23 protein-coding genes and 1 riboswitch are annotated in these 26,371 nt (G+C 65.2%); of the genes, 7 read left to right on the forward strand and 16 right to left on the reverse strand.

Features of this window, described 5'->3' with window-relative positions:
• Positions 1-131 precede the first annotated feature (131 nt).
• Positions 132-332: a hypothetical protein gene (locus tag QRQ56_RS01055; protein ID WP_438736966.1), complete on the reverse strand. Its 201-nt coding sequence runs from the start codon at positions 330-332 to the stop codon at positions 132-134.
• 277 nt (positions 333-609) lie between these two features.
• On the opposite strand from QRQ56_RS01055, the gene recA reads away from it, so the two are divergent.
• On the forward strand, positions 610-1,698 hold the full coding sequence (gene recA, locus QRQ56_RS01060) for a recombinase RecA (protein WP_100176636.1): 1,089 nt from the start codon (positions 610-612) through the stop codon (positions 1,696-1,698).
• 103 nt (positions 1,699-1,801) lie between these two features.
• Positions 1,802-2,764 carry a hypothetical protein gene (locus tag QRQ56_RS01065; protein ID WP_438736968.1) on the forward strand — a complete coding sequence of 321 codons (963 nt, stop codon included), beginning with the start codon at positions 1,802-1,804 and terminating at the stop codon, positions 2,762-2,764.
• Here QRQ56_RS01065 and QRQ56_RS01070 read toward each other — a convergent pair.
• The 4 genes from QRQ56_RS01070 to gcvT all read right to left on the reverse strand — a co-directional run bounded on the left by QRQ56_RS01070 (position 2,679) and on the right by gcvT (position 7,674).
• The gene (locus tag QRQ56_RS01070) at positions 2,679-3,017 is read right to left on the reverse strand and encodes an acyl-CoA thioesterase (RefSeq protein ID WP_438740036.1); all 339 of its coding nucleotides are present in this window, start codon (positions 3,015-3,017) and stop codon (positions 2,679-2,681) included. The genes QRQ56_RS01065 and QRQ56_RS01070 overlap by 86 nt on opposite strands.
• Before the next feature lie 84 nt (positions 3,018-3,101).
• Positions 3,102-5,969, reverse strand: coding sequence for an aminomethyl-transferring glycine dehydrogenase (gene gcvP, locus QRQ56_RS01075; protein WP_438740038.1), 2,868 nt, complete (start codon positions 5,967-5,969; stop codon positions 3,102-3,104).
• Between the two features lie 178 nt (positions 5,970-6,147).
• Positions 6,148-6,516, reverse strand: a complete 369-nt coding sequence (gcvH, locus tag QRQ56_RS01080) for a glycine cleavage system protein GcvH (RefSeq protein ID WP_438736970.1) — start codon at positions 6,514-6,516, stop codon at positions 6,148-6,150.
• A gap of 9 nt (positions 6,517-6,525) precedes the next feature.
• On the reverse strand, positions 6,526-7,674 hold the full coding sequence (gene gcvT / locus QRQ56_RS01085; RefSeq protein WP_438736972.1) for a glycine cleavage system aminomethyltransferase GcvT: 1,149 nt from the start codon (positions 7,672-7,674) through the stop codon (positions 6,526-6,528).
• A gap of 165 nt (positions 7,675-7,839) precedes the next feature.
• A riboswitch (glycine riboswitch) is annotated at positions 7,840-7,928 on the reverse strand.
• 334 nt (positions 7,929-8,262) lie between these two features.
• Here gcvT and alaS point away from each other — a divergent pair.
• Both alaS and QRQ56_RS01095 read left to right on the forward strand, forming a co-directional pair.
• Positions 8,263-10,944, forward strand: a complete 2,682-nt coding sequence (gene alaS, locus QRQ56_RS01090; protein WP_438736974.1) for an alanine--tRNA ligase — start codon at positions 8,263-8,265, stop codon at positions 10,942-10,944.
• 5 nt (positions 10,945-10,949) lie between these two features.
• On the forward strand, positions 10,950-12,179 hold the full coding sequence (locus QRQ56_RS01095; RefSeq protein WP_438736976.1) for a cyclic nucleotide-gated ion channel: 1,230 nt from the start codon (positions 10,950-10,952) through the stop codon (positions 12,177-12,179).
• Positions 12,180-12,182: 3 nt separating this feature from the next.
• Here QRQ56_RS01095 and QRQ56_RS01100 read toward each other — a convergent pair whose 3' ends face one another.
• The 4 genes from QRQ56_RS01100 to QRQ56_RS01115 all read right to left on the reverse strand — a co-directional run bounded on the left by QRQ56_RS01100 (position 12,183) and on the right by QRQ56_RS01115 (position 15,494).
• A complete protein-coding gene (locus QRQ56_RS01100; RefSeq protein WP_438736978.1) occupies positions 12,183-12,467 on the reverse strand; it encodes a DUF3303 domain-containing protein in 285 nt (94 codons plus the stop codon).
• A gap of 63 nt (positions 12,468-12,530) precedes the next feature.
• The gene (locus tag QRQ56_RS01105; RefSeq protein WP_438736979.1) at positions 12,531-13,565 is read right to left on the reverse strand and encodes a hypothetical protein; all 1,035 of its coding nucleotides are present in this window, start codon (positions 13,563-13,565) and stop codon (positions 12,531-12,533) included.
• A gap of 117 nt (positions 13,566-13,682) precedes the next feature.
• Positions 13,683-14,186 carry a DUF3455 domain-containing protein gene (locus QRQ56_RS01110; RefSeq protein WP_438736981.1) on the reverse strand — a complete coding sequence of 168 codons (504 nt, stop codon included), beginning with the start codon at positions 14,184-14,186 and terminating at the stop codon, positions 13,683-13,685.
• Between the two features lie 96 nt (positions 14,187-14,282).
• Positions 14,283-15,494 (reverse strand): NADP-dependent isocitrate dehydrogenase, encoded by a 1,212-nt coding sequence (locus QRQ56_RS01115; RefSeq protein WP_438736983.1) that lies wholly within the window; start codon positions 15,492-15,494, stop codon positions 14,283-14,285.
• Positions 15,495-15,833: 339 nt separating this feature from the next.
• Here QRQ56_RS01115 and QRQ56_RS01120 point away from each other — a divergent pair, with 339 nt between their 5' ends.
• Entirely contained in the window at positions 15,834-17,036 is a 1,203-nt protein-coding gene (locus tag QRQ56_RS01120) for a TrmJ/YjtD family RNA methyltransferase (protein WP_438736985.1), read from the forward strand.
• 173 nt (positions 17,037-17,209) lie between these two features.
• On the opposite strand, the gene QRQ56_RS01125 is transcribed toward QRQ56_RS01120, so the two are convergent.
• The 3 genes from QRQ56_RS01125 to QRQ56_RS01135 form a co-directional block, all read right to left on the reverse strand.
• Complete coding sequence (locus QRQ56_RS01125; RefSeq protein ID WP_438736987.1) at positions 17,210-18,913, reverse strand: amidohydrolase; 1,704 nt, start codon at positions 18,911-18,913, stop codon at positions 17,210-17,212.
• A gap of 251 nt (positions 18,914-19,164) precedes the next feature.
• Positions 19,165-19,548, reverse strand: a complete 384-nt coding sequence (locus tag QRQ56_RS01130; protein WP_438736989.1) for a nuclear transport factor 2 family protein — start codon at positions 19,546-19,548, stop codon at positions 19,165-19,167.
• A 52-nt stretch (positions 19,549-19,600) separates the two neighbouring features.
• A complete protein-coding gene (locus tag QRQ56_RS01135) occupies positions 19,601-20,353 on the reverse strand; it encodes an SDR family NAD(P)-dependent oxidoreductase (RefSeq protein ID WP_438736991.1) in 753 nt (250 codons plus the stop codon).
• Between the two features lie 116 nt (positions 20,354-20,469).
• Here QRQ56_RS01135 and QRQ56_RS01140 point away from each other — a divergent pair, with 116 nt between their 5' ends.
• Entirely contained in the window at positions 20,470-21,363 is an 894-nt protein-coding gene (locus tag QRQ56_RS01140; protein WP_438736993.1) for a LysR family transcriptional regulator, read from the forward strand.
• Positions 21,364-21,409: 46 nt separating this feature from the next.
• Here QRQ56_RS01140 and QRQ56_RS01145 read toward each other — a convergent pair whose 3' ends face one another.
• Genes QRQ56_RS01145 through mddA form a run of 4 tightly spaced genes read right to left on the reverse strand, consistent with a single transcriptional unit; the run spans position 21,410 to position 24,577 of the window.
• Positions 21,410-22,162, reverse strand: a complete 753-nt coding sequence (locus QRQ56_RS01145; RefSeq protein ID WP_438736995.1) for a hypothetical protein — start codon at positions 22,160-22,162, stop codon at positions 21,410-21,412.
• Between the two features lie 35 nt (positions 22,163-22,197).
• Entirely contained in the window at positions 22,198-23,175 is a 978-nt protein-coding gene (locus QRQ56_RS01150) for an NADPH:quinone oxidoreductase family protein (protein ID WP_438736997.1), read from the reverse strand.
• Positions 23,172-23,810: a helix-turn-helix transcriptional regulator gene (locus QRQ56_RS01155; RefSeq protein WP_438736999.1), complete on the reverse strand. Its 639-nt coding sequence runs from the start codon at positions 23,808-23,810 to the stop codon at positions 23,172-23,174. The genes QRQ56_RS01150 and QRQ56_RS01155 overlap by 4 nt, the downstream gene beginning before the upstream one ends.
• The gene (gene mddA, locus QRQ56_RS01160) at positions 23,807-24,577 is read right to left on the reverse strand and encodes a methanethiol S-methyltransferase (RefSeq protein ID WP_438737000.1); all 771 of its coding nucleotides are present in this window, start codon (positions 24,575-24,577) and stop codon (positions 23,807-23,809) included. The genes QRQ56_RS01155 and mddA overlap by 4 nt, the downstream gene beginning before the upstream one ends.
• Positions 24,578-24,724: 147 nt before the next feature.
• Between mddA and QRQ56_RS01165 the strand changes: the two genes are divergently transcribed.
• A complete protein-coding gene (locus QRQ56_RS01165) occupies positions 24,725-26,272 on the forward strand; it encodes an alpha/beta fold hydrolase (protein ID WP_438737002.1) in 1,548 nt (515 codons plus the stop codon).
• Positions 26,273-26,371 lie beyond the last annotated feature (99 nt).

Below are 26,371 nucleotides of genomic sequence, written 5' to 3' on the forward strand. Positions count from 1 at the left end.
CGGCTCTCGTCCTGGACAAGACCAAGACCGCGCGATGGTTCAGTGCCGTAAGATTACGGACTTATGACGGCGACCCGGCCGGTTGTCTTTGATGCGCGTCAGCTCACGGGCGGGAAAGCCCCGCGGCATCGCTATTTCGGCGGCTGCAGCCCGGGCGATTTCGCCCAGTCGTGCAGGTGATTAGCCGTCTCGGCCTGGCGCGCCTTCTTGAGCAGGGCGTCCCTTTCAGGGCCGGGAGGCAGCCTGGCGGCATCGTCCTTGACCTGTTTGACCCAGGCGGTGAGCCGGTCCTGAAGCGTCAGCTGATGCTTGAAACGTCGTTGCTTGAACACGGCAGGCTCCTTTCCGTGCGAGGAAGGCGGGAGCGCAACCGGCGTTCTCATCACCGATAATGGCCACGGGTCCGTGCGGTGACAGCTCATTAGGAGGCAGCGCCGGACCGGAGTCTGTTCAATTGTGCGCACAACGCGAATTGAGCTGTGAGGGTTCGAAACCGCAAAAGAACATATTGCGAACCTAGAACAAATGGGGTACGTTGGTTTTATCGACGACCCGCCGCCGCAACCGTTTGTCCCGCACCCGAATCCTCGCCATAAGGAGCACGACCCAATGTCCGCCACTGCCCTGCGTATCGTCGAAGGATCTTCCATGGACAAGAGTAAAGCTCTGGCCGCCGCGCTCTCTCAGATCGAGCGCCAGTTCGGCAAGGGCTCGGTGATGAAGCTCGGCAAGAACGACCGGTCCATGGACATCGAGGCGGTGTCCTCCGGCTCGCTCGGGCTCGATATCGCGCTCGGCATCGGCGGCCTGCCCAAGGGGCGCATCGTCGAGATCTACGGGCCGGAATCCTCGGGCAAGACGACGCTGGCGCTGCACACGGTTGCGGAAGCGCAGAAGAAGGGCGGCATCTGCGCCTTTATCGACGCCGAGCACGCGCTCGATCCGGTCTATGCGAGGAAGCTCGGGGTCAACATCGACGAGCTCCTGATCTCGCAGCCCGACACCGGCGAGCAAGCGCTGGAGATCTGCGACACGCTGGTGCGCTCGGGTGCGGTCGACGTGCTGGTGATCGATTCGGTTGCGGCGCTGGTGCCGAAGGCCGAGCTCGAAGGCGAGATGGGCGATGCGCTGCCGGGCCTGCAGGCCCGTCTGATGAGCCAGGCGCTGCGCAAGCTCACGGCCTCCATCAACAAGTCCAACACCATGGTGATCTTCATCAACCAGATCCGCATGAAGATCGGTGTGATGTACGGTTCGCCCGAGACCACCACTGGCGGCAACGCGCTGAAGTTCTACGCCTCCGTCCGCCTCGACATCCGCCGCATCGGCGCGATCAAGGAGCGCGATGAGGTGGTCGGCAACACCACGCGCGTGAAGGTGGTGAAGAACAAGCTGGCGCCGCCCTTCAAGCAGGTCGAGTTCGACATCATGTACGGCGAGGGCGTCTCCAAGATGGGCGAGATCCTCGATCTCGGCGTCAAGGCCGGCATCGTCGAGAAGTCCGGTGCCTGGTTCTCCTATGACAGCCAGCGCCTCGGCCAGGGCCGTGAGAACTCGAAAGCATTCCTGAAGGCGAACCCCGACATCACCGCCAAGATCGAGACCTCGATCCGCCAGAACTCCGGCCTGATCGCCGAGCAGATTCTCGCCGGCACGCCGGAGCGCGACGCCGACGGCGAGGAGCCTGCGGAGGAGTAAGCTTCAAAGTTAGTTTTTCGCGAGGAGCGGGCGCTGAGGACGTTGAGTTGCCGACGTCGTCAGCGCCCGTTTCGTTTTGGTGCGTTCGTAGAGCGAGAGGCTAATGCCACGTCTGATCCTGGCGACGAGCGATTTTGCGGGCGCAGCGCTCCGGCCGCGTGCGGACCTCGTCATCGGAATTCAGCGGCGTTTCGTTTGGGGACAATTGCCATCTCGAGCCGCACTTGAGACGTTGCTGCAAGCACGTTCGGCCAAGCATCGCGACCTCGGCACGCACTGGCTCGACTTCATCGCTGCGAAATACATCGCGCCGATGGGCGGCACGGATCTCGGTTTGCTCGAACTCTGCGAACGCTGTGACAGCATCGAGCTGTGGGCCGATCCTGCGGCGAACGACCAGTTGATTCTGATCTGGCTGCTCGATGTTCTGCGTCCGCACCGGAACGTTCTATCGAAGCTGGTGCTGGTCCAGACGGACATCGACGTGACAGACAATCGTGATGTTAACCCGGCACAATGGCGATTGCCGAAGCTAGCGGTAACAGACGATCGTCTGAGGCTGGCCAGCCGCGCCTGGAATGCCTATCGCGCGTCCACGCCGGAGTCCTGCTTCGACCTCCTGATGGAGGATTTGACGGCGTTGCCGCGGCTCCGACCGGCGCTCATTGCGCTGCTCGAAGAACTTCCCTACCGGAGGATCGGCCTGGGCGCGTCCGAGTACCGGATGCTGGAGCTGGTGTCCGAGGGGTGGGAGACGCCGGCTCGGCTTGTCTCCGAGGTCTTTAAGGAGCGCGGAGTGTTTGATTTTCGGGAAACGGAATCGATCCCGGATCGGACACCGGTTCTCGCGGGCTTTCCACCGAAAACGGAAAAACCGGATACTGCTCACTGGGAGCGCTTCCTGCAGAGCTGCCTGACGGTGACTGACTTCGGCAAAGCAGTGCTCGGGCGGGAGGTGGATTTCAGCCAGCACAACCCTGTCAATCGCTGGTGGGGCGGCACCGAATTGACCCCCGATCGGCTCTGGCGTTGGGATACCTGTGATCGTTGCCTGATCGCTCCCTGAAGTATTTTGGCGGACAGCCGAAGACCTCTATTCCTGCGCCAGCGCCTTTTTCCCGGCTCGCAATCAACGCCCGCAAAGATTCTTCCACCGCGACCGATTGATGCGTCTTCCGATCTGTCGCCACCCAGATGATCTCTCCGGTGGCGCGAAGGTCGTCGGATCCCTTGGCGAAGATCGCAAGCAGCAGCGTAATCGAGGAGCGGCCGATCTTGGCGACGCGCACGCAGACGTCGATGCCCTCATCGAAGTGGATCGTCGCCTTGTATTCGACCACCGACTTCACGGTGTGGAAGTCGACGCCGGTCCGCTTCACCTCGCCGATACAATGACTGTGGCCTCACTCCGCCGCCTGTGCGTAATCCTCGACCGGCGGGCACGAGCAGACCAGGTTGCGGTCGCCGTAGACGTTGTCGACGCGGCCGACCGGGCACCAGTATTTGTCGGTGCGGGACACGCCGGCGGGGAAGCAACCCTCCGAGCGGCTGTAGGCCCGATTCCAATCGTCGTCCGCGATGTCGTGCACGGTGTGCGGGGCGTGACGCAGCGGCGAGGCCTCGATCTTGAAGCGGTCGGCTTCGACCTCCGCGATCTCCTTCCGGATCGCGATCATGGCGTCGCAAAAACGATCCAGCTCCGCCTTCGATTCCGATTCGGTCGGCTCGATCATCAGCGTGCCCGGCACCGGGAAGCTCATGGTCGGGGCGTGGAAGCCGTAATCGATCAGGCGCTTGGCGATGTCGTCCACCGTCACGCCGGACGTCGTCTTCAGCGCCCGGGGATCGACGATGCACTCGTGCGCGACGCGGCCCTTCGCGTTCTTGTAGAGCACCGGGAAGTGCGCATCGAGGCGGGCTGCGATGTAATTGGCGTTGAGGATCGCGATCTCGGTCGCGCGCTTCAGGCCTTCGCCGCCCATCATCAGGATGTAGATGTAGGAGATCGTCAGGATCGAGGCCGAGCCGAACGGCGCGGCCGAGACCGGACCGACCGGGGCTTCGGCTCGCGCTGCGGGGTGACCGGGCAGGAACGGCGCGAGATGCGACTTGACGCCGATCGGGCCCATGCCGGGGCCGCCGCCGCCATGCGGGATGCAGAAGGTCTTGTGCAGATTGAGATGGCTGACATCGGCGCCGTAATCGCCGGGCCTGGAGAGGCCGACCTGCGCGTTGAGGTTGGCGCCGTCGAGATACACCTGGCCGCCATGGCCATGCACGATGTCGCAGATCTCGCGGATATGCTCCTCGAACACGCCATGCGTCGAGGGGTAGGTGATCATCACCGCCGCGAGGTCGTTCGAATGCTTCTCCGCCTTGGCGCGGAGATCATTGACGTCGACGTCGCCGTTCTTCTCGCAGGCGACCACCACCACGTCCATGCCGACCATCGCGGCCGAGGCCGGATTGGTGCCGTGGGCGGAGGAGGGGATCAGGCAGATCTTGCGGTGGCTCTGCCCGCGCGCGGCATGATAGCCGCGAATGGCAAGAAGTCCGGCATATTCGCCCTGCGCGCCCGAATTCGGCTGCAGCGAGATCGCGTCATAGCCGGTGATGTCGCACAGCCACTTCTCGAGACGCGCGAACAGCGCGTGATAGCCAGCCGCCTGCTCGTGCGGCACGAACGGGTGCAGCGTCGCAAATTCCGGCCAGGTCAGCGGCATCATCTCGGTGGTCGCGTTCAGCTTCATGGTGCAGGATCCCAGCGGGATCATGGCGCGGTCGAGCGCGAGGTCGCGATCTGACAGCTTGCGCATGTAGCGCAGCATCTCGGTTTCCGAACGATGCGCGTGGAACACGGGATGGGTGAGGAATTCGGTGGTGCGCTTCAAATCGTCCGGCAGCGCCTCGCGCGTCTCCGCGTCGATCTCGGCATAGGCGAGCGTGCCGCCAAACGCGCGCCAGACCGCTTCGACCGTCGCCGGCGTCGTGGTCTCGTCGAGCGCAATGCGCAACGCGGTTTCACCGACGCCGAGATTGATCTTTTCGCCCGCCGCGCGTGCGACGATCTCGGCGCGCTTGCCGCCGGCATCGACGCTGATCGTGTCGAAGAAGGTTTCGAACGCCAGCGCAAAGCCGAGCTTGCGCAGGCCGCTCGCGAGCACGGCGGTGCGGCGGTGCACGTTGCGCGCGATCTGCGCCAGGCCCTCGGGGCCGTGATAGACCGCATACATCGAGGCGATCACGGCCAGCAGCACCTGCGCGGTGCAGATGTTGGACGTCGCCTTCTCGCGGCGGATGTGCTGCTCGCGGGTCTGCAGCGCAAGCCGGTAGGCCGGCGCGCCGCGCGAATCCACGGAGAGGCCGACAATGCGGCCGGGCAGCGAGCGCTTGAGCGCATCGCGCACCGCCATGTAGGCCGCGTGCGGCCCGCCATAGCCCATCGGCACGCCAAAACGCTGCGCCGAGCCGATCGCGATGTCGGCGCCGAGCTCGCCGGGCGATGCCAGCAGGGTGAGGGCGAGCAGGTCGGCGGCGACGATCGCGAGCGCGCCCTTGGCCTTCAGTGCGGTGATGGCGGGCCTGAGGTCACGGACCGCGCCCGAGGAGCCCGGATATTGCAGCAGCGCGCCGAGCACGTCCGCCTTGTCGAGATCGGTGAGGGGATCGCCAACGATCAGCGTCCAGCCGAGCGGCTCGGCGCGGGTGCGCATCACCGCCAGCGTTTGCGGATGCACGTCCTTGTCGACGAAGAAGGCTTGCGCCTTCACCTGGGAGTGCCGCTCCGCCAGCGCCATGGCCTCGGCCGCGGCGGTGGCTTCATCCAGCAGCGAGGCGTTGGCGACGTCGAGCCCGGTGAGGTCGCAGATCATGGTCTGGAAGTTGATCAGCGCTTCCAGCCGGCCCTGGCTGATCTCGGGCTGGTAGGGCGTGTAGGCGGTGTACCAGGCCGGGTTTTCCAGGATGTTGCGCTGGATCACCGCGGGCAAAATCGTGCCGGAATAGCCTTGGCCGATCAGCGAGGTGAAGACCTGGTTCTGACGCGCCAGCTCGGCCATATGCGCGATGGCTTCAGTCTCGCTGAGCGGCTTGCCGAGATCGAGCGGAGCGGCCTGACGGATCGAAGCCGGCAGCGTCTCCGCCATCAGCGCATCGACGCTCTTGGCGCCGACGGTCTCGAGCATCGCGCCGACATCGCGCGCGGAGGGGCCGATGTGGCGGCGAACGAAGCTGGCGGTGGTGTCGCCGTTGGATTTGCGGTGCGCGGTCATCATGGGTCCTCGCTAGATTTCGTTGTCGCCGTCATGCCCCGCGAAGGCGGGGCATCCAGTAGACGCAGGCAGTAGTGCTAGAGCCGAGAAGCCGCGGCGTACTGGATCACCCGCCCCAGTGCGCAGTGCGCACAAGGCGGGTGATGACACCGAGTATGGGGCGGCTATTGGCTTCATCTCACGCCGTGTGTGCCTTGTACGCAGCCTCATCCATCAGGCCGCCGAGCTCGCTCTTGTCGGCAATCTTGATCTTGAAGAACCACGCCTTGCCCTGCGCGTCGGAGTTCACCAAGGCCGGCTCGGCCGCGAGCTCGGCATTGGTCTCGAGCACCTCGCCGGTAATTGGCGCGTACACGTCGGACGCCGCCTTGACGGATTCGACGACGGCGGCCGCTTCCGCCTTCTTCAAGCTTCGGCCGACCTTGGGCAGTTCGACGAACACGACGTCGCCGAGCTGCTGCTGGGCGTAGTCGGTGATGCCGACGGTCGCGACATCGCCGTCGATCGCCAGCCATTCGTGATCGGAGGTGTACAGCGTCGTTGTCATTTCAAATCCTCAGCGCTTGTAGGTGTTCTTGACGAAGGGCATGGCGGCGACGGTAAGCGGCAGGCGTTGCCCGCGCACCTCGGCGAAGAGTTTCGTGCCAAGCGCGCTCGATGCGGTGGGCACGTAGCCCATCGCCATCGGGGCGCTCAGGCTCGGGCCGAAGCCGCCCGAGGTGACTTGTCCGATCGGCTCGCCGCCTGCGTCATCCGCGAACAGCAGCGCGCCCTCGCGCACCGGTGCGCGGCCCTCGGCGCGCAGGCCGACGCGACGGCGCGATGCACCATTGTCGAAATGAGCGAGAATCTTTTCAGCCCCCGGGAAACCGCCGGCGCGGGCGCCTCCGGTCCGGCGGCTCTTCTGCACCGACCATTCCAGCGCGGCTTCGACCGGCGTCGTCGCGGTGTCGATGTCGTGGCCGTAGAGGCAGAGACCGGCCTCCAGACGCAGGCTGTCGCGGGCCCCGAGGCCGATCGGCTGCACGTCGGGATTGTCCAGCAGCAGCTTGGCGAGGCGTTCGGCATCGGCAGCCGGCACCGAGATCTCGAAACCGTCCTCGCCGGTGTAGCCGGAGCGCGAGACGAAGCAGTCGATGCCCGCCACCTTGTGCGGGCCGGCATCCATGAATTTCATGGACGGTGCCCCTGCACACAATTTCGCCAGCGCCGCTTCGGCTTTCGGCCCCTGAAGGGCGACCAGCGCGCGGTCGGCGAGCGAATCGATGATGCAGTCACCGGAGAGATTCGCGCGCAGATGCGCCTCGTCGGCGTCCTTGCAGGCGGCGTTGACGACCAGGAACAGGTGGTCGCCGAAATTGGCGACCATGAGATCGTCGAGGATGCCGCCATCCGGATTGGTGAACTGGGCATAGCGCTGCCGTCCCGGCGCGATCGCCACGATGTCCTGCGGCACCAGCCGCTCCAGCGCGCGGGCGGCGTCTTCCACCTTGCCGGATTTCGGCCGGAGCGCGATCTGGCCCATATGGGAGACGTCGAACAGGCCGGCGGCGGATCGGGTATGGAGGTGCTCCTTGAGCACTCCGGCGGGGTATTGCACCGGCATGTCATAGCCCGCGAACGGCACCATCTTGCCGCCGAGGGACACATGAAGCCCATGAAGGGGCGTATGTTTCAGGGAGTCTTTGTCGTCGCGTACGAGCATCTGCAGGGGCCCTCGGCGGTTCCCCGGGGACGATTCCCCGAGACAAACCGGTCGAAGCCCCATCTGTCGCTGTGCCTGAGAGTATTATCCCGTCGGCGGACGCTGGTCCGGGCAAACCTTCCTTAAAAGGTATCTGCCCGTCAGCGCCTCTTTCCAGATGTCGTCAAAGCCACGCGGTCCTTTTGCCTGAGAGTTTCCGGGGCGGTTGCTCCTTCGGCGCCGGCTACCTAGCCGGTCTCTCCCGACGTGGCCGTACGATACAGATGGGTACAGACCACACCGCGGCCAAGCCTGTCAACGCGGCATCAAGGCCTTTCAACGGGATTGCGCGCGGGATGACGCGCCTGCGGCAACCCACTGATCTGCTTGCACATCTGCTTGCACAGTTTCTGGACAGGAAAGCTGGCCTTGTCTAAAAGCGCTTTGGCCCGCAGATATCAGCCTTAATGTCAGGTTTGGATGGCGAGTAGCGGGTCCTGAAGCGCGATGAGAGGCATCGCACTTTAGCTCTTTGTTTGAGCATGATCTTTTCGGAAAACCGCTTCACACTTTTCCGGATCATGCTCTAGCACACCCGATTGGATGAACATGAGCGGCGTCAACGAGATCAGGTCGACCTTTCTGAACTTCTTTGCCGAGAACGGCCACGAGATCGTGTCGTCCTCGCCATTGGTGCCGCGCAACGATCCGACGTTGATGTTCACCAATGCCGGCATGGTGCAGTTCAAGAACGTCTTCACCGGCGTCGAGAAGCGCCCCTATCAGCGCGCCACCACCTCGCAGAAATGCGTGCGCGCCGGCGGCAAGCACAACGACCTCGACAATGTCGGCTACACCGCGCGCCATCTCACCTTCTTCGAAATGCTCGGTAACTTCTCGTTCGGCGACTATTTCAAGGAGCGCGCGATCGAGCTGGCCTGGAAGCTCATCACCAAAGAATACGGGCTGAAGAAGGACAAGCTGCTCGTCACCGTCTACCACACCGACGACGAGGCGCACGGGCTCTGGAAGAAGATCGCCGGCTTCTCCGACGACCGCATCATCCGCATCCCGACCTCGGACAATTTCTGGGCGATGGGCGATACCGGCCCGTGCGGCCCGTGCTCGGAGATCTTCATCGACCGCGGCGATCACATCTGGGGCGGACCTCCGGGCTCGCCGGAAGAGGACGGCGACCGCTTCCTCGAATTCTGGAATCTCGTGTTCATGCAATATGAGCAGGTGACGAAGGAGGAGCGCGTGGACCTGCCGCGTCCCTCGATCGACACCGGCATGGGCCTCGAGCGCATGGCCTGCATCATGCAGGGCGTCGACAGCGTATTCGAGACCGATCTGTTCCGCCATTTGATCGACGCGACGTCGTCCGCGCTCGGCAGCGGGCCGAACGAGCAGACCGTGGCCTCGTTCCGCGTCATCGCCGACCATTTGCGCTCCTCGGCCTTCCTGGTCGCGGACGGCGTGCTACCCTCGAACGAGGGCCGCGGCTACGTGCTGCGCCGGATCATGCGCCGCGCGATGCGCCATGCGCAGCTGCTCGGCGCCAAGGAGCCGCTGATGCACCGGCTGGTCTGGGCGCTGGTCCGCGAGATGGGCCAGGCCTATCCCGATTTGATGCGCGCGGAAAACCTGATCGAGGAAACGCTGCGGCTGGAAGAGACCCGCTTCCGCAAGACGCTTTCGCGCGGGCTCGCGATCCTCGACGAGAAGTCGGCGTCCTTGAAAAAGGGCGACATGTTCGACGGCGACGTCGCCTTCACGCTGTACGACACCTACGGCTTCCCGCTCGATCTGACGCAGGACGCGCTGAAGTCGCGCGGCATCGGCGTCGACCAGGCGTCCTTCACCGACGCGATGGAGCGGCAGAAGGCCAAGGCGCGCGAGTCCTGGAAGGGCTCGGGGGAAGCTGCCTCGGAAGCGATCTGGTTCCCGCTGCGCGAGAAGCTCGGTGCCACCGAATTTTTGGGTTACGAGACCGAGAGCGCCGAAGGCGTCGTCTCCGCGCTGGTGAAGGACGGTGCTGAGGTCGCGAGCCTCAAGGCCGGCGAGACCGGCGCGATCGTGCTGAACCAGACGCCGTTCTACGCGGAATCCGGCGGCCAGGTCGGCGACACCGGCGTGCTGACGGGCGAGGGCGGCATCAAGTTCCGCGTCACCGATACGCAGAAGAAGCTCGGCGATTTCTTCGTGCATGTCGGCACGGTCGAGGGCGGCGAGCTGAAGCTCGGCACCGCGCTGCAGCTCGAAGTGGATCACGGACGCCGCTCGTCGATCCGCGCGCATCACTCGGCGACGCATCTCATTCACGAGGCGCTGCGCCAGGTGCTCGGCGACCACATCGCCCAGCGCGGCTCGATGGTCGCGCCTGACCGGCTGCGCTTCGACTTCGTGCATCAGAAGCCGATCACGCCGGAAGAACTGGCCCGCGTCGAGGACATCGCCAACAACGTGGTGCTTGAGAATGACGAGGTCACTACCCGCGTGATGGGCGTGGACGAGGCCCGCGAAGCCGGGGCGCGTGCGCTGTTCGGCGAGAAATACGGCGACGAGGTCCGCGTCGTCTCGATGGGCCGGACCGCGCGCGAGCGCGGCGCAAACGCGCTCGGCTGGTCGGTCGAGCTCTGCGGCGGCACCCATGTGCGGCGCACCGGCGATATCGGCCTGATCACGCTGACCGGCGAGAGCGCTGTCGCCTCCGGCGTGCGCCGCATCGAGGCCTTGACCGGCAACTACGCGCGAAGACATGCCAACGAGACCATGGCGCTGGCGAAGACCGCGGCAAGCGAGCTGCGCACCTCGATCGACGACGTGCCGGCGCGCATCGCCGCGCTGATGGAGGAGCGCAAGAAGCTCGAGCGCGAACTGTCCGACGCCCGCAAGAGGCTGGCGATGGGCGGCGGCGCTTCGGCCGGAAGCACCGGCGCAGCGAGCGGCGTGCGCGAGGTCGGCGACGTCAAGCTGATGGCGCGCGCGGTCGAGGGCATCGAGATGAAGGATCTCAAGAGCCTTGCCGACGAGGCCAAGAAGCAGATCGGCTCCGGCGTCGTCGCCATCGTCGGCGTCACCGAGGACGGCAAGGCTGGCGTCGTCGTCGGCGTCACCGCCGACCTCACCGCGCGCTTCAACGCGGTGAACCTGGTCCGCGTCGCCTCCGAGGCGCTCGGCGGCAAGGGCGGCGGCGGCCGGCCCGACATGGCCCAGGCCGGCGGCCCCGACGGCGCCAAGGCGACCGAGGCGCTGGCGGCGATCGAAAAAGCGATGGCAGGCGCTTGAGCGCCATGCGCCCTGGTCCGCGAGGGCGTGGGCTTCGCGATCCCGATCTCAGGGATCGCCTCTATGAATTGCTGGAGCACGATCCGCTGGCCTATTCGGCCGGGTCGCGCTTCATCAAGTTCATCATCGGGGTCATCGTGCTCAACGTCCTCACGATGATCCTGACCTCGGTGCCGGAGCTCGACGCACGATTCGGCACGCCGTTCGAAGCCGTCACCATCCTGTCCCTGATCGTGTTCGCGCTGGAATATCTGGCGCGGCTGTGGACCGTGGCGGGACACACCCAGCGCAAGGGATCGGCGCTGTCCGACCGGCTCGGCTACGTGTTCTCGGCGCTCGGCCTGATCGACCTCATGGCGTTCCTGCCCGCCTCGATCGTGCTTGCCACCGGCGGGCACGCGACGCTGGCGGCGCTTGGCGTGCTGCCGTTCTTCAAGCTGATAAGGTACTCGCCGGCGATGCGCTCGCTGCTCGCCGCCGTGCATGCCGAGCGGCGGGCGCTGATCGGCTGCATCGTCATCCTGATCGGCGCGGTCCTGACCTTCGCCTCGCTGCTCTATGCCATCGAGCGCGACGTGCAGCCCAGCAAGCTCGGCACCATTCCGGACGCGATGTGGTGGGCGATCGTGACGCTCGGCACCGTCGGCTATGGCGACGTCGTTCCGGTGACGCCGCTCGGCAAGCTGATTTCCACCTTCGCCATCATGTCGGGCTTCGCCATGATCGCGCTGCCGGTCGCGATCATCTCCACCGCCTTCGCCGAAGAGGTGAAGCGGCGCGATTTCGTCGTCACCTGGGGCATGCTGGCACGGGTGCCGCTGTTCTCGCATCTGTCGGCCGCGGAGATCGCCGACATCATGCGGCTCCTGCGGGCGCGCACCATCGAGCAGGGCGAGGTGCTGGTGCGGCGGGGCGATACGGCCTCGTCGATGTATTTCATCACCGCGGGCGAGGTCGAGATCGCGCTGCCGAGCCAGCATGTGCGGCTTGCCGACGGCACGTTCTTCGGCGAAATCGCGCTGCTGCACAAAACAAAACGCAGCGGCACGGTGACCGCGACGCGAAAGACGCGCCTGCTCGTGCTCGACGCCCAGGATTTTCACGCCCTGATCGCGCGCATGCCGACGCTGGCCGATCACGTCCACACCACCGCCAAGGCACGGCTCGCCGACACCGGCGACCTCGCGCTGGCGGAGTTGGCGCAGGGAGAACAGGAAGAGGGACCGCCCGCGTAGCGCCTAGTTGCGGTCGAGGAAGGGCGCGACGACCTCGCGTGTCTCCTTGCTGGGCACCACAGGCACGATCTCGAAAGTCATGCCGTCGCCCTGGCAGTTCAGCACCCATTCCTGCAGCAGGCGGGCGTCGTCGCATTCCATCAACTGGAAGCAGCGGTCGAAATTCGGCTCGATCCAGCTGCCGTGATATCTCAGGCCGTCCGGAAACTTGACGCCCTCGTCGCGCACGCGCCGGTAGACCGGGATGGGATCGCGGTCTTTGAAACGCTCGATCACCATGAAGAGCATGGAAAGGATCTCCTTGTGCTGGAACGCGTGGCCTGGTCAAGAAGTGTAGCACGTCACATCAGCTCAGCGCGGCTCAAAGCCCGACAGAAACTTGTGAGTCTCGGCATCGATCCTGCTGCCGCGCGCAGCAATCTCCTCACGCGATGATTGGAACGTGTAGCCGAGATGGGTCCCGCCGCGCCATGAGTAAAAGGCGCCGCACCAATAGCCGGTGTTGATTTGGTGACAGCTAAAGGTGAGGGGCTCCGTCCCCGAAGACGCGTCTGATGTGACAAAGACATCCCCTGACTGCGGTGTAGCCTTGAGGGAATCCTGGTAGGTCGAGCGTGTTCCCCCAAACTCACCCAAGATCACCTCGTCCGGCGCAAACAGGTAAATGTTGAGTGGGAAGTCGATCTTGTCATCTCCGCCGCGCTTAGCCGCTTCATGAGCGTTGCAATAGGTCTTGGCCCAGTCCGCGACAGGCCCGGTGCATAGCGCCGGCGTCACCAGTCCGAAGTTGCGCAATCGGAGCCATATGTTCGTGGCCCTGACCGGACGTCGGCCATCATCGCTCGCATTACAGAACTCCCGCTGGCTGATATTGCTCTCGAGGTAATATGCATCCCGGCTGGAAGTCCTGCCGAGATAGATGTTCCAGAATGATGTGGCCGGAATTGAGAGAGCGGCATCGGCGACCGACACGCGAAACGTTGCGGCCCGGCAAGCCTCCGAGGCGGGCCGCATCTTCCAATCATGCCACCATGTCGGGACGACGATCAGGGCGGGCACGATCGAAAATCCCAGAATGCCGACCGCCAGAACGTAGCGCAATCGGAGCCCATAAGCCGCGAAGAGCAGGGTAAAGCCGCGGACGACAACACCGGTTACGAATCCGGTGGTGACGAGCGCCCAAAATGCAACTCCGAGTCCGCCGCCCGGCCCCTCATTGTAGTTGAGGCGGGACGATACGATCCAGTGCTGGATCCACAGTGCTGCCAAAGGGCTGCCGAAGATGCACGTTACCGCCAGCCACCATCGCCAGGTCGGCATCAGCGCAGGCACCGCGTAGGGGACCAGAGCGAGTCCGATAAGGACGAGAGCGAGGTTGGTCGTCACGGAGTTGTTCCTTGTGTCTCGAAACAACCCTTAGATGTGCCTTGTGAGGGCATCGTAAAGGGGCGCAGCGGTAGTGCGTCGGAATCGATAGGAAGCGTTTACCAATCGGTCCCGCGGTCAGCCCTTCTTCAGGAAGACATAGTCGGCGGAATAGGGCGCGCTTCTGAACTCACCCGCCTTGTCGCAGGCGCCGTCGAGCTTGCCGCCATGGGTGTTGATGCGCTGGACCGTGGTGACGGGCATCAGCGTTCCGCTGCCGCGACGGGCGGTGACCTCCAGCTTCAGCCAGGGAATATCGGCCGCGGTCGCGCCCGGCGCGTTGCCAGCGGCCTTGGCGGTGACCGCGCTGCCATCAGTGAGCTCCCAGTTCGGGCCGGCATAGTGGCGGCCGACCGTCTTGCCTTCGGACAGCAGCGTCGCGATCGGTTCGCGGAAGACCCAGGCGAGCTTGCCGTCGCTGGCGGCCTTGCACTCATAGACCTGTGCGCCCTCGGCGTGGACGCTGAGCACGAGGCTCTCGCCAGGTGCGGCGATGGCCGCCGGGAGTGGCTCGGCAGCCCCGGCCGGCCCGATCAGGGCCGCGAGCAGCATCAGGCAGGGGACGGCAAGCTTGATCGACATGGTCGCATCTCCGCGCAAGGTCTCAAAAAGAAACGGGCCGCGCGGTTGCGCGGCCCGTGATGATGTCCGGCCCAGTCGGGCGAAATTGCGGACGGCTTACGCCAGTTCCTTGGTCAGGTTCTCGGCGACCTTGTCCAGGAAGCCGGTGGTCGAAAGCCAGCGCTGGTCGGCGCCGACCAGCAGCGCGAGGTCCTTGGTCATGTAGCCGGCCTCGACGGTGTCGACGCAGACCTTCTCCAGCGTGTTGGCGAACTTGGCGAGCTCGGCATTGTTGTCGAGCTTGGCGCGGTGAGCGAGGCCACGGGTCCAGGCGAAGATCGACGCGATCGAGTTGGTCGAGGTCTCCTTGCCCTTCTGGTGCTCGCGGTAGTGGCGGGTCACCGTGCCGTGGGCGGCTTCCGCTTCGACGGTCTTGCCGTCGGGGGTGAGCAGCACCGAGGTCATCAGGCCGAGCGAGCCGTAGCCCTGGGCGACCGTGTCGGACTGCACGTCGCCGTCGTAGTTCTTACAGGCCCAGACATAGCCGCCGGACCATTTCAGCGCCGAGGCCACCATGTCGTCGATCAGGCGGTGCTCGTAGGTCAGGCCCTTGGCCTCGAATTCCTTCTTGAACTCGCGGTCGTAGATGTCCTGGAAGATGTCCTTGAAGCGGCCGTCATAGACCTTGAGGATCGTGTTCTTGGTCGACAGATAGACCGGGTAGTTGCGCAGCAGGCCGTAGTTCAGCGAGGCGCGGGCGAAGTCGATGATGCTGTCGTCGAGATTGTACATCTCCATGGCGACGCCGGCGCCGGGCGCCTTGAACACTTCCTTCTCGATCACGGTGCCGTCCTCGCCGACGAACTTCATCGACAGGGTGCCCTTGCCCGGGAACTTGAAATCGGTGGCGCGGTACTGGTCGCCATAGGCGTGGCGGCCGATGATGATCGGCTTGGTCCAGCCGGGAACCAGGCGCGGCACGTTCTTGCAGATGATCGGCTCGCGGAAGATCACGCCACCGAGGATGTTGCGGATAGTGCCGTTCGGCGACTTCCACATCTGCTTGAGGTTGAACTCCTTCACCCGGGCCTCGTCGGGGGTGATGGTGGCGCACTTGACGCCGACGCCGACCTTCTTGATGGCCTCGGCCGCGTCGATCGTGACCTGATCGTTGGTGTGGTCGCGGTACTCCATGCCCAGGTCGAAATACATCAGTTCGACATCCAGGAACGGCGTGATCAGCTTGTCCTTGATGTACTGCCAGATGATCCGGGTCATCTCGTCGCCATCGAGTTCGACGACGGGATTGGATACCTTGATTTTTGCCATGATCGGGGAAGCCCTCTTGGGAACGACGCTTCTCGGTGCGCCACGTGAATATCCGCCGCCTCTTAGCACCGCCGCGCGGCGGGCGAAAGCCAAGGGATTATGCACTTTTAGCCGATCCAGCCCCCGCAGATGGGGGGCGGGAAGCGGTCCCCCGGCGGGGCCGCGGCCGACGATCCGGAAGAGATTCAAAAATCGAATCCAACCCGTTATTTCCCTTGAGAATTTCCTCAGGACAGGCAAACGACAGGCGGACGGGGCCGGGCGGTCGCGGCTGATGTTGAATCAATTCCTAAGACGGCCGTGCCAGGGCCTTGAGAGACAGTGTGAAAGCGGAGCGAGATGTCGGGGACTGACAGAAGCAAGGAGGGCCTTTCCCTCGACGGTCCCATCGTGATCCTGGTCGAGCCGCAGCTCGGGGAAAACATCGGCATGGCCGCGCGCGCCATGGGCAATTTTGCCCTGGGTGCCCTGCGCATCGTCAACCCCCGGGACGGCTGGCCCAACATCGCCGCCCAGCGCGCCGCCGCCGGCGCCGACCACATTCTGGAAAAGGTCGAATTGTTCGACACGGTGGAGCAGGCGGTCGCCGACCTCGACCTCCTGTTCGCCACCACCGCGCGCCCCCACGACCAGGCCAAGCCGGTGGTCGGGCCGGAGGCCGCGGCCAGCGAGATCGCCGGGCACGTCGCGACCGGCGGCAAGTGCGGTATCCTGTTCGGCCGGGAGCGCTGGGGCCTAACCAACGAGGAGGTCGGGCTCTCCAACCGCATCATCACTTTCCCGGTCAATCCGGGCTTCGCCTCGCTCAACCTCGCCCAGGCCGTGCTGCTGGTCGGCTACGAATGGTTCAAGCGCGCGACCTCGGGCGAGCTGCCGCACGCCATGCCCGAGCGATCAGAGCGCGCCTCGCAGCACCAGATGCAGGCCTTCTTCGACAACCTCATCCGCGAGCTCGACAAGGTGGAATTCCTGCGCCCTGCCGAGAAGCGCGACACCATGCTGGTGAACTTGCGCAACATCTTCAGCCGGATGGAGCCGACCAAGCAGGACATGCACACCCTGCACGGGGTGGTGATGGCGATCGCTGAGGGGCGCAAGGGCCCGGCCAAGGGCGGCGTGCTCGACGGCGAGCAGGCCACGCGGCTGCGCGCGCTGCTCGCCGAGCATGGCCAGGGCGGCGGCGCCTCCGACAGCGGCTCGACCGTGCGCGGTCTCGCCCGCCTGCTTCGCCGCAACCCGACCGATGCCGAGCGCCTGCTCTGGCAGGCCCTGACCCGCGACCGCCGCTTCGCCGGCGAGTTCAAGCGCCAGACCCCGGTGGGGCGCCACATCCCGGATTTCGTTTCCTTCCCGCACCGGATCGCGATCGAGCTGGTCAACCCGGGCGAGGGCGAGGCGATTGCCGCCGACCGCGCGTCGCGGCGGGCCTGGCTGGAGGCGCGGGACTATCGAGTGCTGGAGATCCGCGCCGCGGATGTCGAGCGCGATCTCGAGGGAGAGCTGGTGCGGCTGCAGGGGATGGTGGAGCAGGGCGGCGCGTAGGTCGCGTCACGCGCAGGTCTTGGTGGGTGAGCAAAGCGACTTGTCCGCCGTAGCTCGGAGAGCGAAGGCGGAAGCGTGCCCACGTTCTGAGTGCGATCAATGAGAGATCGTGGGCATGGCGCTCGCGCGCCTTTGCCCACCCTACGGCACTGCCTGCTGGTCGGCGAACGACGTCAGCGCTGAAACACAACCTTGCCGCCCACGAGCGTCATGTCTGCCTTGATGTCCTTGATCTGGTCCTCCGGCACGGCGGTGTAGTCCGCAGAGAGCACCACCATGTCCGCGAGCTTTCCGGGCTCGATGGTGCCTTTGCGCGCTTCCTCGAACGTGTAGCGCGACGCCGCGCTGGTGTAGAGACGCAGGGCCTGCTCGCGCGTGATGGCTTCTGCCGCGCCGTAGACGATTCCGTTGGGGTCCTTCCTGGTCACCATGACGTACATGTTGAGGAAGGGGTTGATCGGGTTGACGGGAAAATCCGTGCCGGCTCCGAGGCTGTTGATCCCCATTTTTTCGATCAGCGTCCTGGTCGGCACGGCGCGGTCGGCGGTCGCCTTCCCCAAAAATCGTTCAACGGTCGCTGCCTTGTCCCACATGAAAGCGTTCTGGAAATCGACGCGGGCTCCCAGCTTCTGCGCACGCTCCATCTGTTCCGGCCGGATCAGGCTGGCGTGAATGAGGACGAAGCGACGGTCGCGGATCGATTTCTCCTTGTCCGCCGCCTCGAAGGCATCGAGCACCTGGTCGATGCCGAGGTCGCCCACCACGTGAACACCGACCCGCCAGTCATACCGGTTGCAGATGGAGACGAGTTGCTTCAGCCGCTCGGGCGTCTGCTGTGTAACCCCGTGATAGTTGTCGTGTGAATCGGGATAGACGTCGCGCATGAGCGCCGTCTTCAGCGTCATGCCGCCGTCGTAGAAGATCTTGATGCCGGCGAACTTCAGCCAATCGTCGCCGAAACCCGACGAGGCTCCATTGCCCGCCATGATCGCTTCCCATGCTGTCAGATCGGCCGGGGGCTCCGGTCGAAACATCACGCCGGTGCGCAAGGTGGCTTTCCCGGCTGCGGCAAGCTTCTGCAGCGTACGGATATCGCGCGCTTCCGTCGCGCCTTCGACCACGCTCGTGATACCGAAGCTGTTGAGCACGCCTTCGGCAATGGTGAATTGCCGGATTTCGTCGTCTTCCGTCCAGGGCGGGACGGCCTTCTCGACCCGATCGATCGCGGTCTCCTCGAGCACGCCGGTCAGTTCGCCGGCTGCGTCGCGCTCGAACTTTCCACCGCTCGGATCCCCGGTGGTCTTGTCGACCCCGACCCGCTGCAGGGCCATGGTGTTCGCCATCGAGAAATGCCCGACGGTGCGAAGATAGACCGGATTGTTGGGAGCCGCGCTGTCGATCTCCTGCCGCGTTAGGTAGCGCTTCTCGGCCAATTGCGACGGCGGATGCCATGCGCCGCCGATGATCCACTCGCCGGGCTTCTTCTTCGCAGCGAATGCCTTGATGGCATCGAGTGCCTCCGCGACCGTCTTGGCGCGGCCCATGATGACGACATAGTCGCCAAGACCGGCGGCCTTGAAGTGAGCGTGTGTATCGATCAATCCAGGAATGACGGTCTTGCCGGCGACATCGAGCACGCGGGTGCTGGCGCCGGCAAGTGCCCTCATCGAAGAACTGGTCCCCGTTGCGAGGATCTTGCCATCCGCGACGGCGACCGCCTCCGTGACCGTCGATCGATCGTCCAGCGTCAGGATCTTTCCATTGACGAGGACCAGGTCAGGGGCGCTGAACTCAGGTTGCTGCGCCTCGACATTTGCGACGCCGGCGATCCACACGCTCGTGGCAACGATTGCAGATGCCGTCAACTTGCGAACCATGACGCCCCCTTGATCTTGTTTTTGCCGGACGAAGATTTTCGAGGGTATCTTTGATCGTACACGGGTTCAACGCTCGCGATGCCTGGCGGCACTCCACATAGTGGGCAAAGTGGATCGCGCTCTGTGTCATTCTCGGAGGGTGGGTTAGCCGAAGGCGTAACCCACCCCTGTTCGTCCGTCTCTGTGGAAGCTGAGGCGGCGGATTACGCCTGCGGCTAATCCGCCCTACAAACGGGTTGCGAAGTTTACGTTCACGTCCCGGGCTGGTCGAGGAAGACGTAGAGCGCAGCGATCCTGCCGTCCTCCACAATGATCACGTCCCAGCCGGTGTAGTCCGGGGCTTCGCCGCGCGGACCCGATCCCCAGGCCAGGCGCCCCGCGTTGTGAAGCGCCTGCGGCTCGCTCGTCGGCGTGTAGACGAAGTGGGGATGCGTGGCACGGAGCTCGCCTGCGAACTTGTCGATTGCCGCGCGGCCGACAACGACACCGGGCGGTACATAGAGGACAGCGTTCTCCGTCCAGAGCTCGTCGATTACGGCGCGGCGGCGCTTGGCGTCGCCTTCGCCGAAAACTTCCTGAAGATTGCGACGAAGCAGTTCGTGGATTCGATCCGTCGATTCATGGGTCTGGGTCATGGGACGTCTCCAATTTGAAAGGGTGGGGCTGAGGCAGGCGCGGGTTCGCGCTTCAGATCTGGGCCTGACCGCCGTCGACGAACAGCTCGACGCCGTTGACGAAGCTCGCCTCGTCCGATGCCAGGAACAGCACGGCCTTGGCTATCTCCTCGGGCTGGCCGACGCGGCCGGTCGGGATGAGGCCGGCGAGATAGGACTTGGTGCCTTCTGCCTGCTCACCGGCGCCGAACAGATGGTTCAGGCCGGGCGTCTCGGTGACGCCGGGGCTGATGGCGTTGACGCGGATGTGCCGATCCCTAAGGTCGAGGATCCAGTTGCGCGCGAAATTGCGCACGGCGGCCTTGGTCGCCGAATAAACGCTGAAGGCCGGCGTGCCCGAGATGCTGGTGGTCGAGGCGGTCAGCACGATGGATGCGCCGTCGCGGAGCAATGGCAGCGCCTTCTGGACGGTGAAGAGGACGCCCTTCACGTTGGTATCGAAGGTGCGCTGATAGTGCTCCTCGGTGATCGCGCCGAGCGGTGCGAACTCGCCGCCGCCGGCGTTGGCGAAGATCACGTCGATCTGCTGATGCTTCTGCTGGACTGCATCGTAGAGCCGGTCGATGTCGGCAAGGTCAGCCATGTCGCCGCGCACGCCGGTCACGCGACCGCCGATCGATTTCACCGCGGCGTCCAGCGCGTCCTGGCGGCGGCCGGTGATGAACACCGAGGCGCCTTCCGCCGCAAATGCCTTGGCGGTCGCAAGGCCAATACCGCTCGTGCCGCCCGTCACCACCACGACCTTGTTGCTGAACCTGTTCGTCATCGTCCGTCTCCTCTGGGAAGCATTTGGCAGAAGCGCCGTTGCCCTTCGCAGATGCCTACGGAACGATGGTGCGAGTAGTCAGCGAATATGGTACTCAGCGTTCTATGAGAGGAACGATGAAGACCGATCTGAACGACTTTGCCTATTTTGCCGAGGTGGTCGGCCATGGCGGCTTCGCGGCCGCGGGACGGGCGTTGCGAGAGCCGAAATCGAAGCTCAGCCGCCGGATTGCCGGCCTCGAGGAGCGCCTTGGCCTGCGCCTGATCGAGCGATCCAGCCGGCGCTTTCGCGTCACCGAGGTGGGGCAGGCGTTCTACGAGCGCTGCCGTGCGATCCTGGCCGAAGCCGAGCAGGCCGAAGCGCTCGTGACGCAAGCGCAGGCCGAGCCGCACGGTCGCATTCGCTTCAGCTGCCCGACGGGCATGGTCGCGGAAATCTCCGCGCTCACGTCGAGCTTCCTGATCCGCTATCCCAAGGTGCGTCTGCAACTCATCGCCATCGACCGGCCGGTCGATCTGATCGAAGAGCGGGTCGACGTGGCGCTGCGCGTTCGCTCTGTCCTCGTTGGTGATGCCGCGCTCACCATGCGGTCGCTGGGTACATCCACGCGCATCCTCGTCGCGAGCCCGCAACTGGCAAGCCGGCTGCGGACTCCGGATGATCTTGCCGCGCTTCCGACGCTCGCGACGTCAGACGAGGACAATCTGGTCGAATGGCATCTGGAGACGGACGATGGGCAGGCGCGCATTGTCAGGCACGAGCCACGCATGGGGTGCGGTGATTTCGGCGCGGTGCGCGATGCTGCGGTCGCCGGCCTCGGTGTTGCGCTGTTGCCCGATCATCTCTGTCGCGATGCGCTCGCGCAGGGCAAGCTCGTCCATGTGCTCTCGGAATGGCGCGGTCACCGCGGCATGGTGCATCTCGTCTTCACCACCCGGCGCGGCTTGCCGCGCGCGGTTCGCGCACTGATCGACCATTTGGCGACGGGGTTCTCCAAGACGTTGGTCTAGTCGACCTTGCGGACCCCGCCCCACGACAATCCACCCGCTTGAACGATCACCCGCGCCCGAGCTGGATCTCGCGCTCCACCGCGATCCACGTCGTACTTGCCACGGCCAGCAATGTCCCGGCTTCGTCATGAAGCGCGGCGTCGGCCGTGCGTTTGCGGCCGTCGCGGCCGGTGGCCCAGGCTGTGATGATGCAAGGCGTGCCGGGGCGCGGGCGGGACTCGATGCGGGCGGACATCCGTCCGAGCAGGAGCGGGGTCTTCTCGAAGCTGCCGCTTCGTGCATCGTAATTGCAGGCAAAGCCGGTGGGGCAGTCGAGCGCCGACCAGAGAAATTCGGGCGCGACGAGGCCGTCCTCGGCAACAAGCTTCGGATCGGGAGCCCAGCTCGCGGCCAGAGCGGGAGGCCCTGCTGGACGACGAAGCGGTCCGGCGAAGATGCGCAAGCCGTCGCCCTTCGCCCGTGCGGGGCCGCAAACGAAGCAGTGGGGCAGCGGATGCTCCTGCGGCCTGAACAGCGCACGTAGTTCGGCTGCGCGTGCGTCCGGCAAGGTCGCCGTCTCGACCTGCGCGAGCTCGACGCTCGCGGCGCGGCCGGTGGCGACCGCCTTGCCGCCGTCGCGAAGCTCCCAGGTGCCGTCATCCGTTGCGACCGCCGCGAGCGGAGTGTCCAGGGGAGGCGGTGCACGCAGCGTCACCTCGGCAGGTCCGGCAATGTGCCGGGCGAGCCGGCCACAGACATAGCCGCCGTTGCCGGAGTTCGGAGGGCCGCAATAGCGCTTGTCGATGATGATCTCTGTCAACGATCGTGTTCCTGTCTTGCTAGTCCTTCACCACTCTATCGGATCTTGAGCACAATTCTTCCCTGCACGGTACGGCTGGCCACGGCGCGCATGGCGTCCGCGGCCTCCTCCAAAGGGAGGACGCGGTCGATATGCGGACGGATCCGTCCTTCGGCCAGCATCTGCATCAGCGTATCGTTCATGCGCGCGGCCTCCGCGGAGAATTTCTCCGCCCAGGCGCCTGCGAATACGCCGATGATGGAATAGTTCTTCAGCAGCGGGAGGTTCATCGGGATCTGCGGTATCTCGCCGCCGGTGAAGCCGATCGGCATCAGACGTCCGTCCCAGGCCATCAGCCGGGCGATCTGTTCGAAGATCGTTCCGCCGACATTGTCGAAGCCGATATCGATGCCATTTCCGCCCGTGATCGTCTTGATGCGGTCGCGCAGATCCTCGCGGCGATAATTGATGACCTCGCTCGCCCCGTAATCGCGCACCAGGGCCGCCTTGTCGTCGGAGCCGATACCGGCGACGACGCGCAGACCGAGATGGCTGGCGAGATCGACGGCGGCGAGGCCGACGCCGCCGGCGGCGCCGGTGATGAAGACGGTCTCGCCTCGTTCGGCGCGCGCCCGTTCCACCAGGGCGTAATAGGCGGTGCCGTAATTGTGCAGCACCGTGGCCGCGGCTTCGAACGCAATGCCATCCGGCAGGTGCACGCTCTTCGATTCCTTGGCCGTCATCCGTTCGGCGTAGCCGCCGATCCAGCTGCTGCAGGCCACGCGATCGCCGGGGGCGAAGGCGGTGACCTTGTCGCCGACCGCGACGACGGTTCCGGCCGCTTCCGTCCCGGGCACGAACGGCGTCGGCGGCCGCATCTGGTAGAGACCGGACACCAGCAACTGGTCCATGAAGCTCACCGACGCCGCATGGACGTCAATGAGAATCTCGTCGGCGGCAGGCCGTGGATCGGCAATCTCACCGAGACTGAGACCGCCGGGTCCGGTGAACGCGTGGCACAGAACGGCTTTCATCTCAGGTCTCCAGCGCTTCTGAGCGGCGTCGCATAGCCGGCGACGAGCTTGACGAAATCGGCCTGTCGTGCGGCGCCGGTCTTTTCGAACAGGCGGCGCAAATGCGTCTTGATCGTCGAGCCGGCGACGCCGAACGCCGCGGCAACCTCGGGAACGCCGCCGAGCTCGACGATCGCCAGCAGGACGCGCAATTCGGTCGGCGTCAGCCGGAAGACCTGGCCGATCACGTCGGAGCACGGCGGTATGGTCAGCGCCGCCTTGCGAACGAACAGGGCGGCCGAGGCGCGGCAAGCTTCATCCGCGAACAGGCGCGTTTCCGATGCCAGCGGCAGAGCATGGGCGACGTAGCGCTGCCCGTCGGTGCCGATCATCGGCACCGCCGTTTCGCGGGCCGGCCGGGGCGCCGCGAACAGCCGTTGCAGGGTCTGGTTGGCCGCGCCATCGCAGGCGGTGAGGTGGCCGCGAGTTTCGCGCAGGATGTCGTGCGCAATCAGAATGGCGCGCCCGGCCGCATTGGCGTGAATGAGACGCGCATCCGCGGCGACGAGATACAGGCCGATGTCGAGCCCATCGAGCGTATCGGCGAAGGTGGCCGCATCTACCGCCATTGCGGGAAGGGGGAACATGGCGTTCATCGCGGCGCTCCGACAGGCCGGCGATCTTCGTTGCGGCGGCGTGCGAACAGACCCGGCACCAGCATCGGGACGCGCCGGCGATACTCCTGATAGGTCGCGCCGAACAAGGTGATGAGGTCCCGCTCTTCGAACTGCAATGCGACCAGGATGTAGACGGTGTTGGCGAGCGCGAACAGCAGATGACCTTCGGTCATCACGGGCGTGGCCCAGAACGCCAGCAGAAAGCCCAGCATGATCGGATGCCGCACGATCTTGTAGAGCAGCGGGGTCCGGAACGACTGGCCGGGCATCTCGGCGCCGCGCATCGCGAAAAGAGCCTGGCGCAAGCCGAACAGATCGAAATGATCGATCATGTGGGTCGAGGCGAAGGCGATCAGCCAGCCGAGCCAATGCACTGAGGTCAGCACCCAGGCCGCAATGCCGCTCGCCTGCCAGACCGGTACGGGGATCGGCCGCCACTGCCAGAACAGCAACAGGAGGATCAGGCTGGAGAGCAACACATAGGTGCTGCGCTCGTAGGCCGCGGGAATGAATCGAGCCAGCCATCGCTTGAAGGCCGGCCGCGCCATCACCGTGTGCTGGACGGCGAACAGGCTCATCAGCAGCAAATTGACGACGATGGCCTCACCCAAATTCGAGGCGGGGCCGACGTCGATGGACTTCGGCACGACATAATTGCCGACGAAACCGAGCGCATAGAGAAACGAAACCGTGAAGATGGCATAGCTCACGAGGGCGTAGAGCAGGATTGCGAGGCGTGCGAACATGGTTTTTCCTATTGTGCCGAGGACGACGGTGCCGCATGCAGAGCCTGGGCGCTCGCGGGCGAGCAGGCTCGGTCTGGCCCGACCGTACCCACCGGACCGTCCCCTGCGCGTCCCCCGGGGGACGCCGGCCGGAAGAAGGGGATTTCCATGACGGCTTTCTCGCTGGGAACGTTCGGGTTCCCCGAGGTCTACGCCGATGGCCGCCCGATCAAGCTGGCCTTGCGCAAGGGGCTTGCACTGCTGGTTTATCTCGGGGAGGCCAGGGGCGCCGTCGCGCGCGAAATGATGGCGACGCTGTTGTGGCCGGAGACGCCACGGGAGACGGGCCTTGCGCGCCTGCGGCGGCTGCTTCACCGCGTCGAGCTCACGCTCGGCCAGTCGGTGTTCGAGACCGACCGCACCAGCCTGCGATGGTCGCCGGAGATCGCGCTGCAGCTCGACTCGCAGCTGTTCGAGCAGGCCTGCGATCGTGGCGCGTTCGAACAGGCCTGCCAGATTTACCGGGGCGATTTCCTGGCGGGTTTCGCGCCGGAGGACTGCCCCGAATTCGACGACTGGGCGTTCTTCCGCCGCGAGGCGCTGCGGGGGCGGCTGGTACATGCGCTCGAGCGCCTCGTGCAGGACAAGAACGCAGCCGGGGACCATTCCGCCGCGACGGCCCATGCGCAGCGTCTGGTCGAGCTCGATCCGCTCAGCGAGGTCTATGGCCGGCATCTGATCCGCAGTCTGCTGCTGGCCGGCGACCGGAGCGCGGCTGAACGCCATCACGCGGCGCTGACGCAGCGGCTGCGCGATGAGCTCGGCGTCGCGCCGGAGGCCGAGACCGAGGCGCTCATGAGCCCGGCTGCGGCGCCGCACGCCACGCCCACCACGCGTTACGTGAAGGGCGGCGGCGTGCATCTGGCCTATCAGACCTACGGAGACGGGCCGCTCGATATCCTGGTCATGCCCGGCTTCGTGTCGCATGTGGAACGCGCCTGGGAGCACCCGGCGAGCCGGACCTTCCTGGCATCGTTGATGAAGCTGGGGCGGCTGATCGTGTTCGATCGGCGCGGCATCGGGCTGTCCGACCGTGTCGGGTCCGCTCCCGGCATCGACGTCACCGCGGAAGATATCGGCACGGTTCTGCAAGCCGCGGGCTCGCGCCGGGTCGTGCTGTTCGGCGCATCGGAATGCGGGCCGGCCTGCGTCAAGTTCGCGGTCGACGAGCCGCGTCGCGTGGCCGGGCTGATCCTGTTCGGCGCACTGGCAAAGGGCTGCTGGTCAGAGGACTATCCGCACGCCTTGCGCGCCAGCCAGTATGATGCCTGGAGCAAGCACCTGATCGCGCAATGGGGCGGGCCGGTGGGGATCGAGGCCTTTGCACCGAGCCTTGCCAATGACCCGCAGGCGCGCGCCTGGTGGGCCGGGCTGTTGCGTGCCGCATCCAGTCCCGGCGGCATCTCGGCCGTGCTGGAGGCGTTTCGCGACGCCGACGTGCGACACCTGCTGCCGCAAATCGCCGTGCCGACATTGGTGCTGCACCGGACGAACGACAAGGCGGTGCGGATCGCGGCCGGCCGCGATATCGCTGGCAGAATCAAGGGCGCGAAGTTCGTCGAGCTCGACGGCAGCGATCACTGGTTCTTTGCCGGCGACCAGCAGCCGGTGCTGGAAGCGATCGGGCGGTTTACGGATTCGCTGCCGAGACGATAGGGCGCGCCAATAGCCGCTGCGCCGTAGCCCGGATGATCGGAGCGATATCCGGGGAAAGGTCCCGCATGTCGCTCCGCTCATGCGGGCTACGGCAGGGGC

It is taken from the genome of Bradyrhizobium sp. U531, assembly GCF_051710265.1.
In the GTDB taxonomy this organism is placed as follows: Bacteria; Pseudomonadota; Alphaproteobacteria; order Rhizobiales; family Xanthobacteraceae; genus Bradyrhizobium.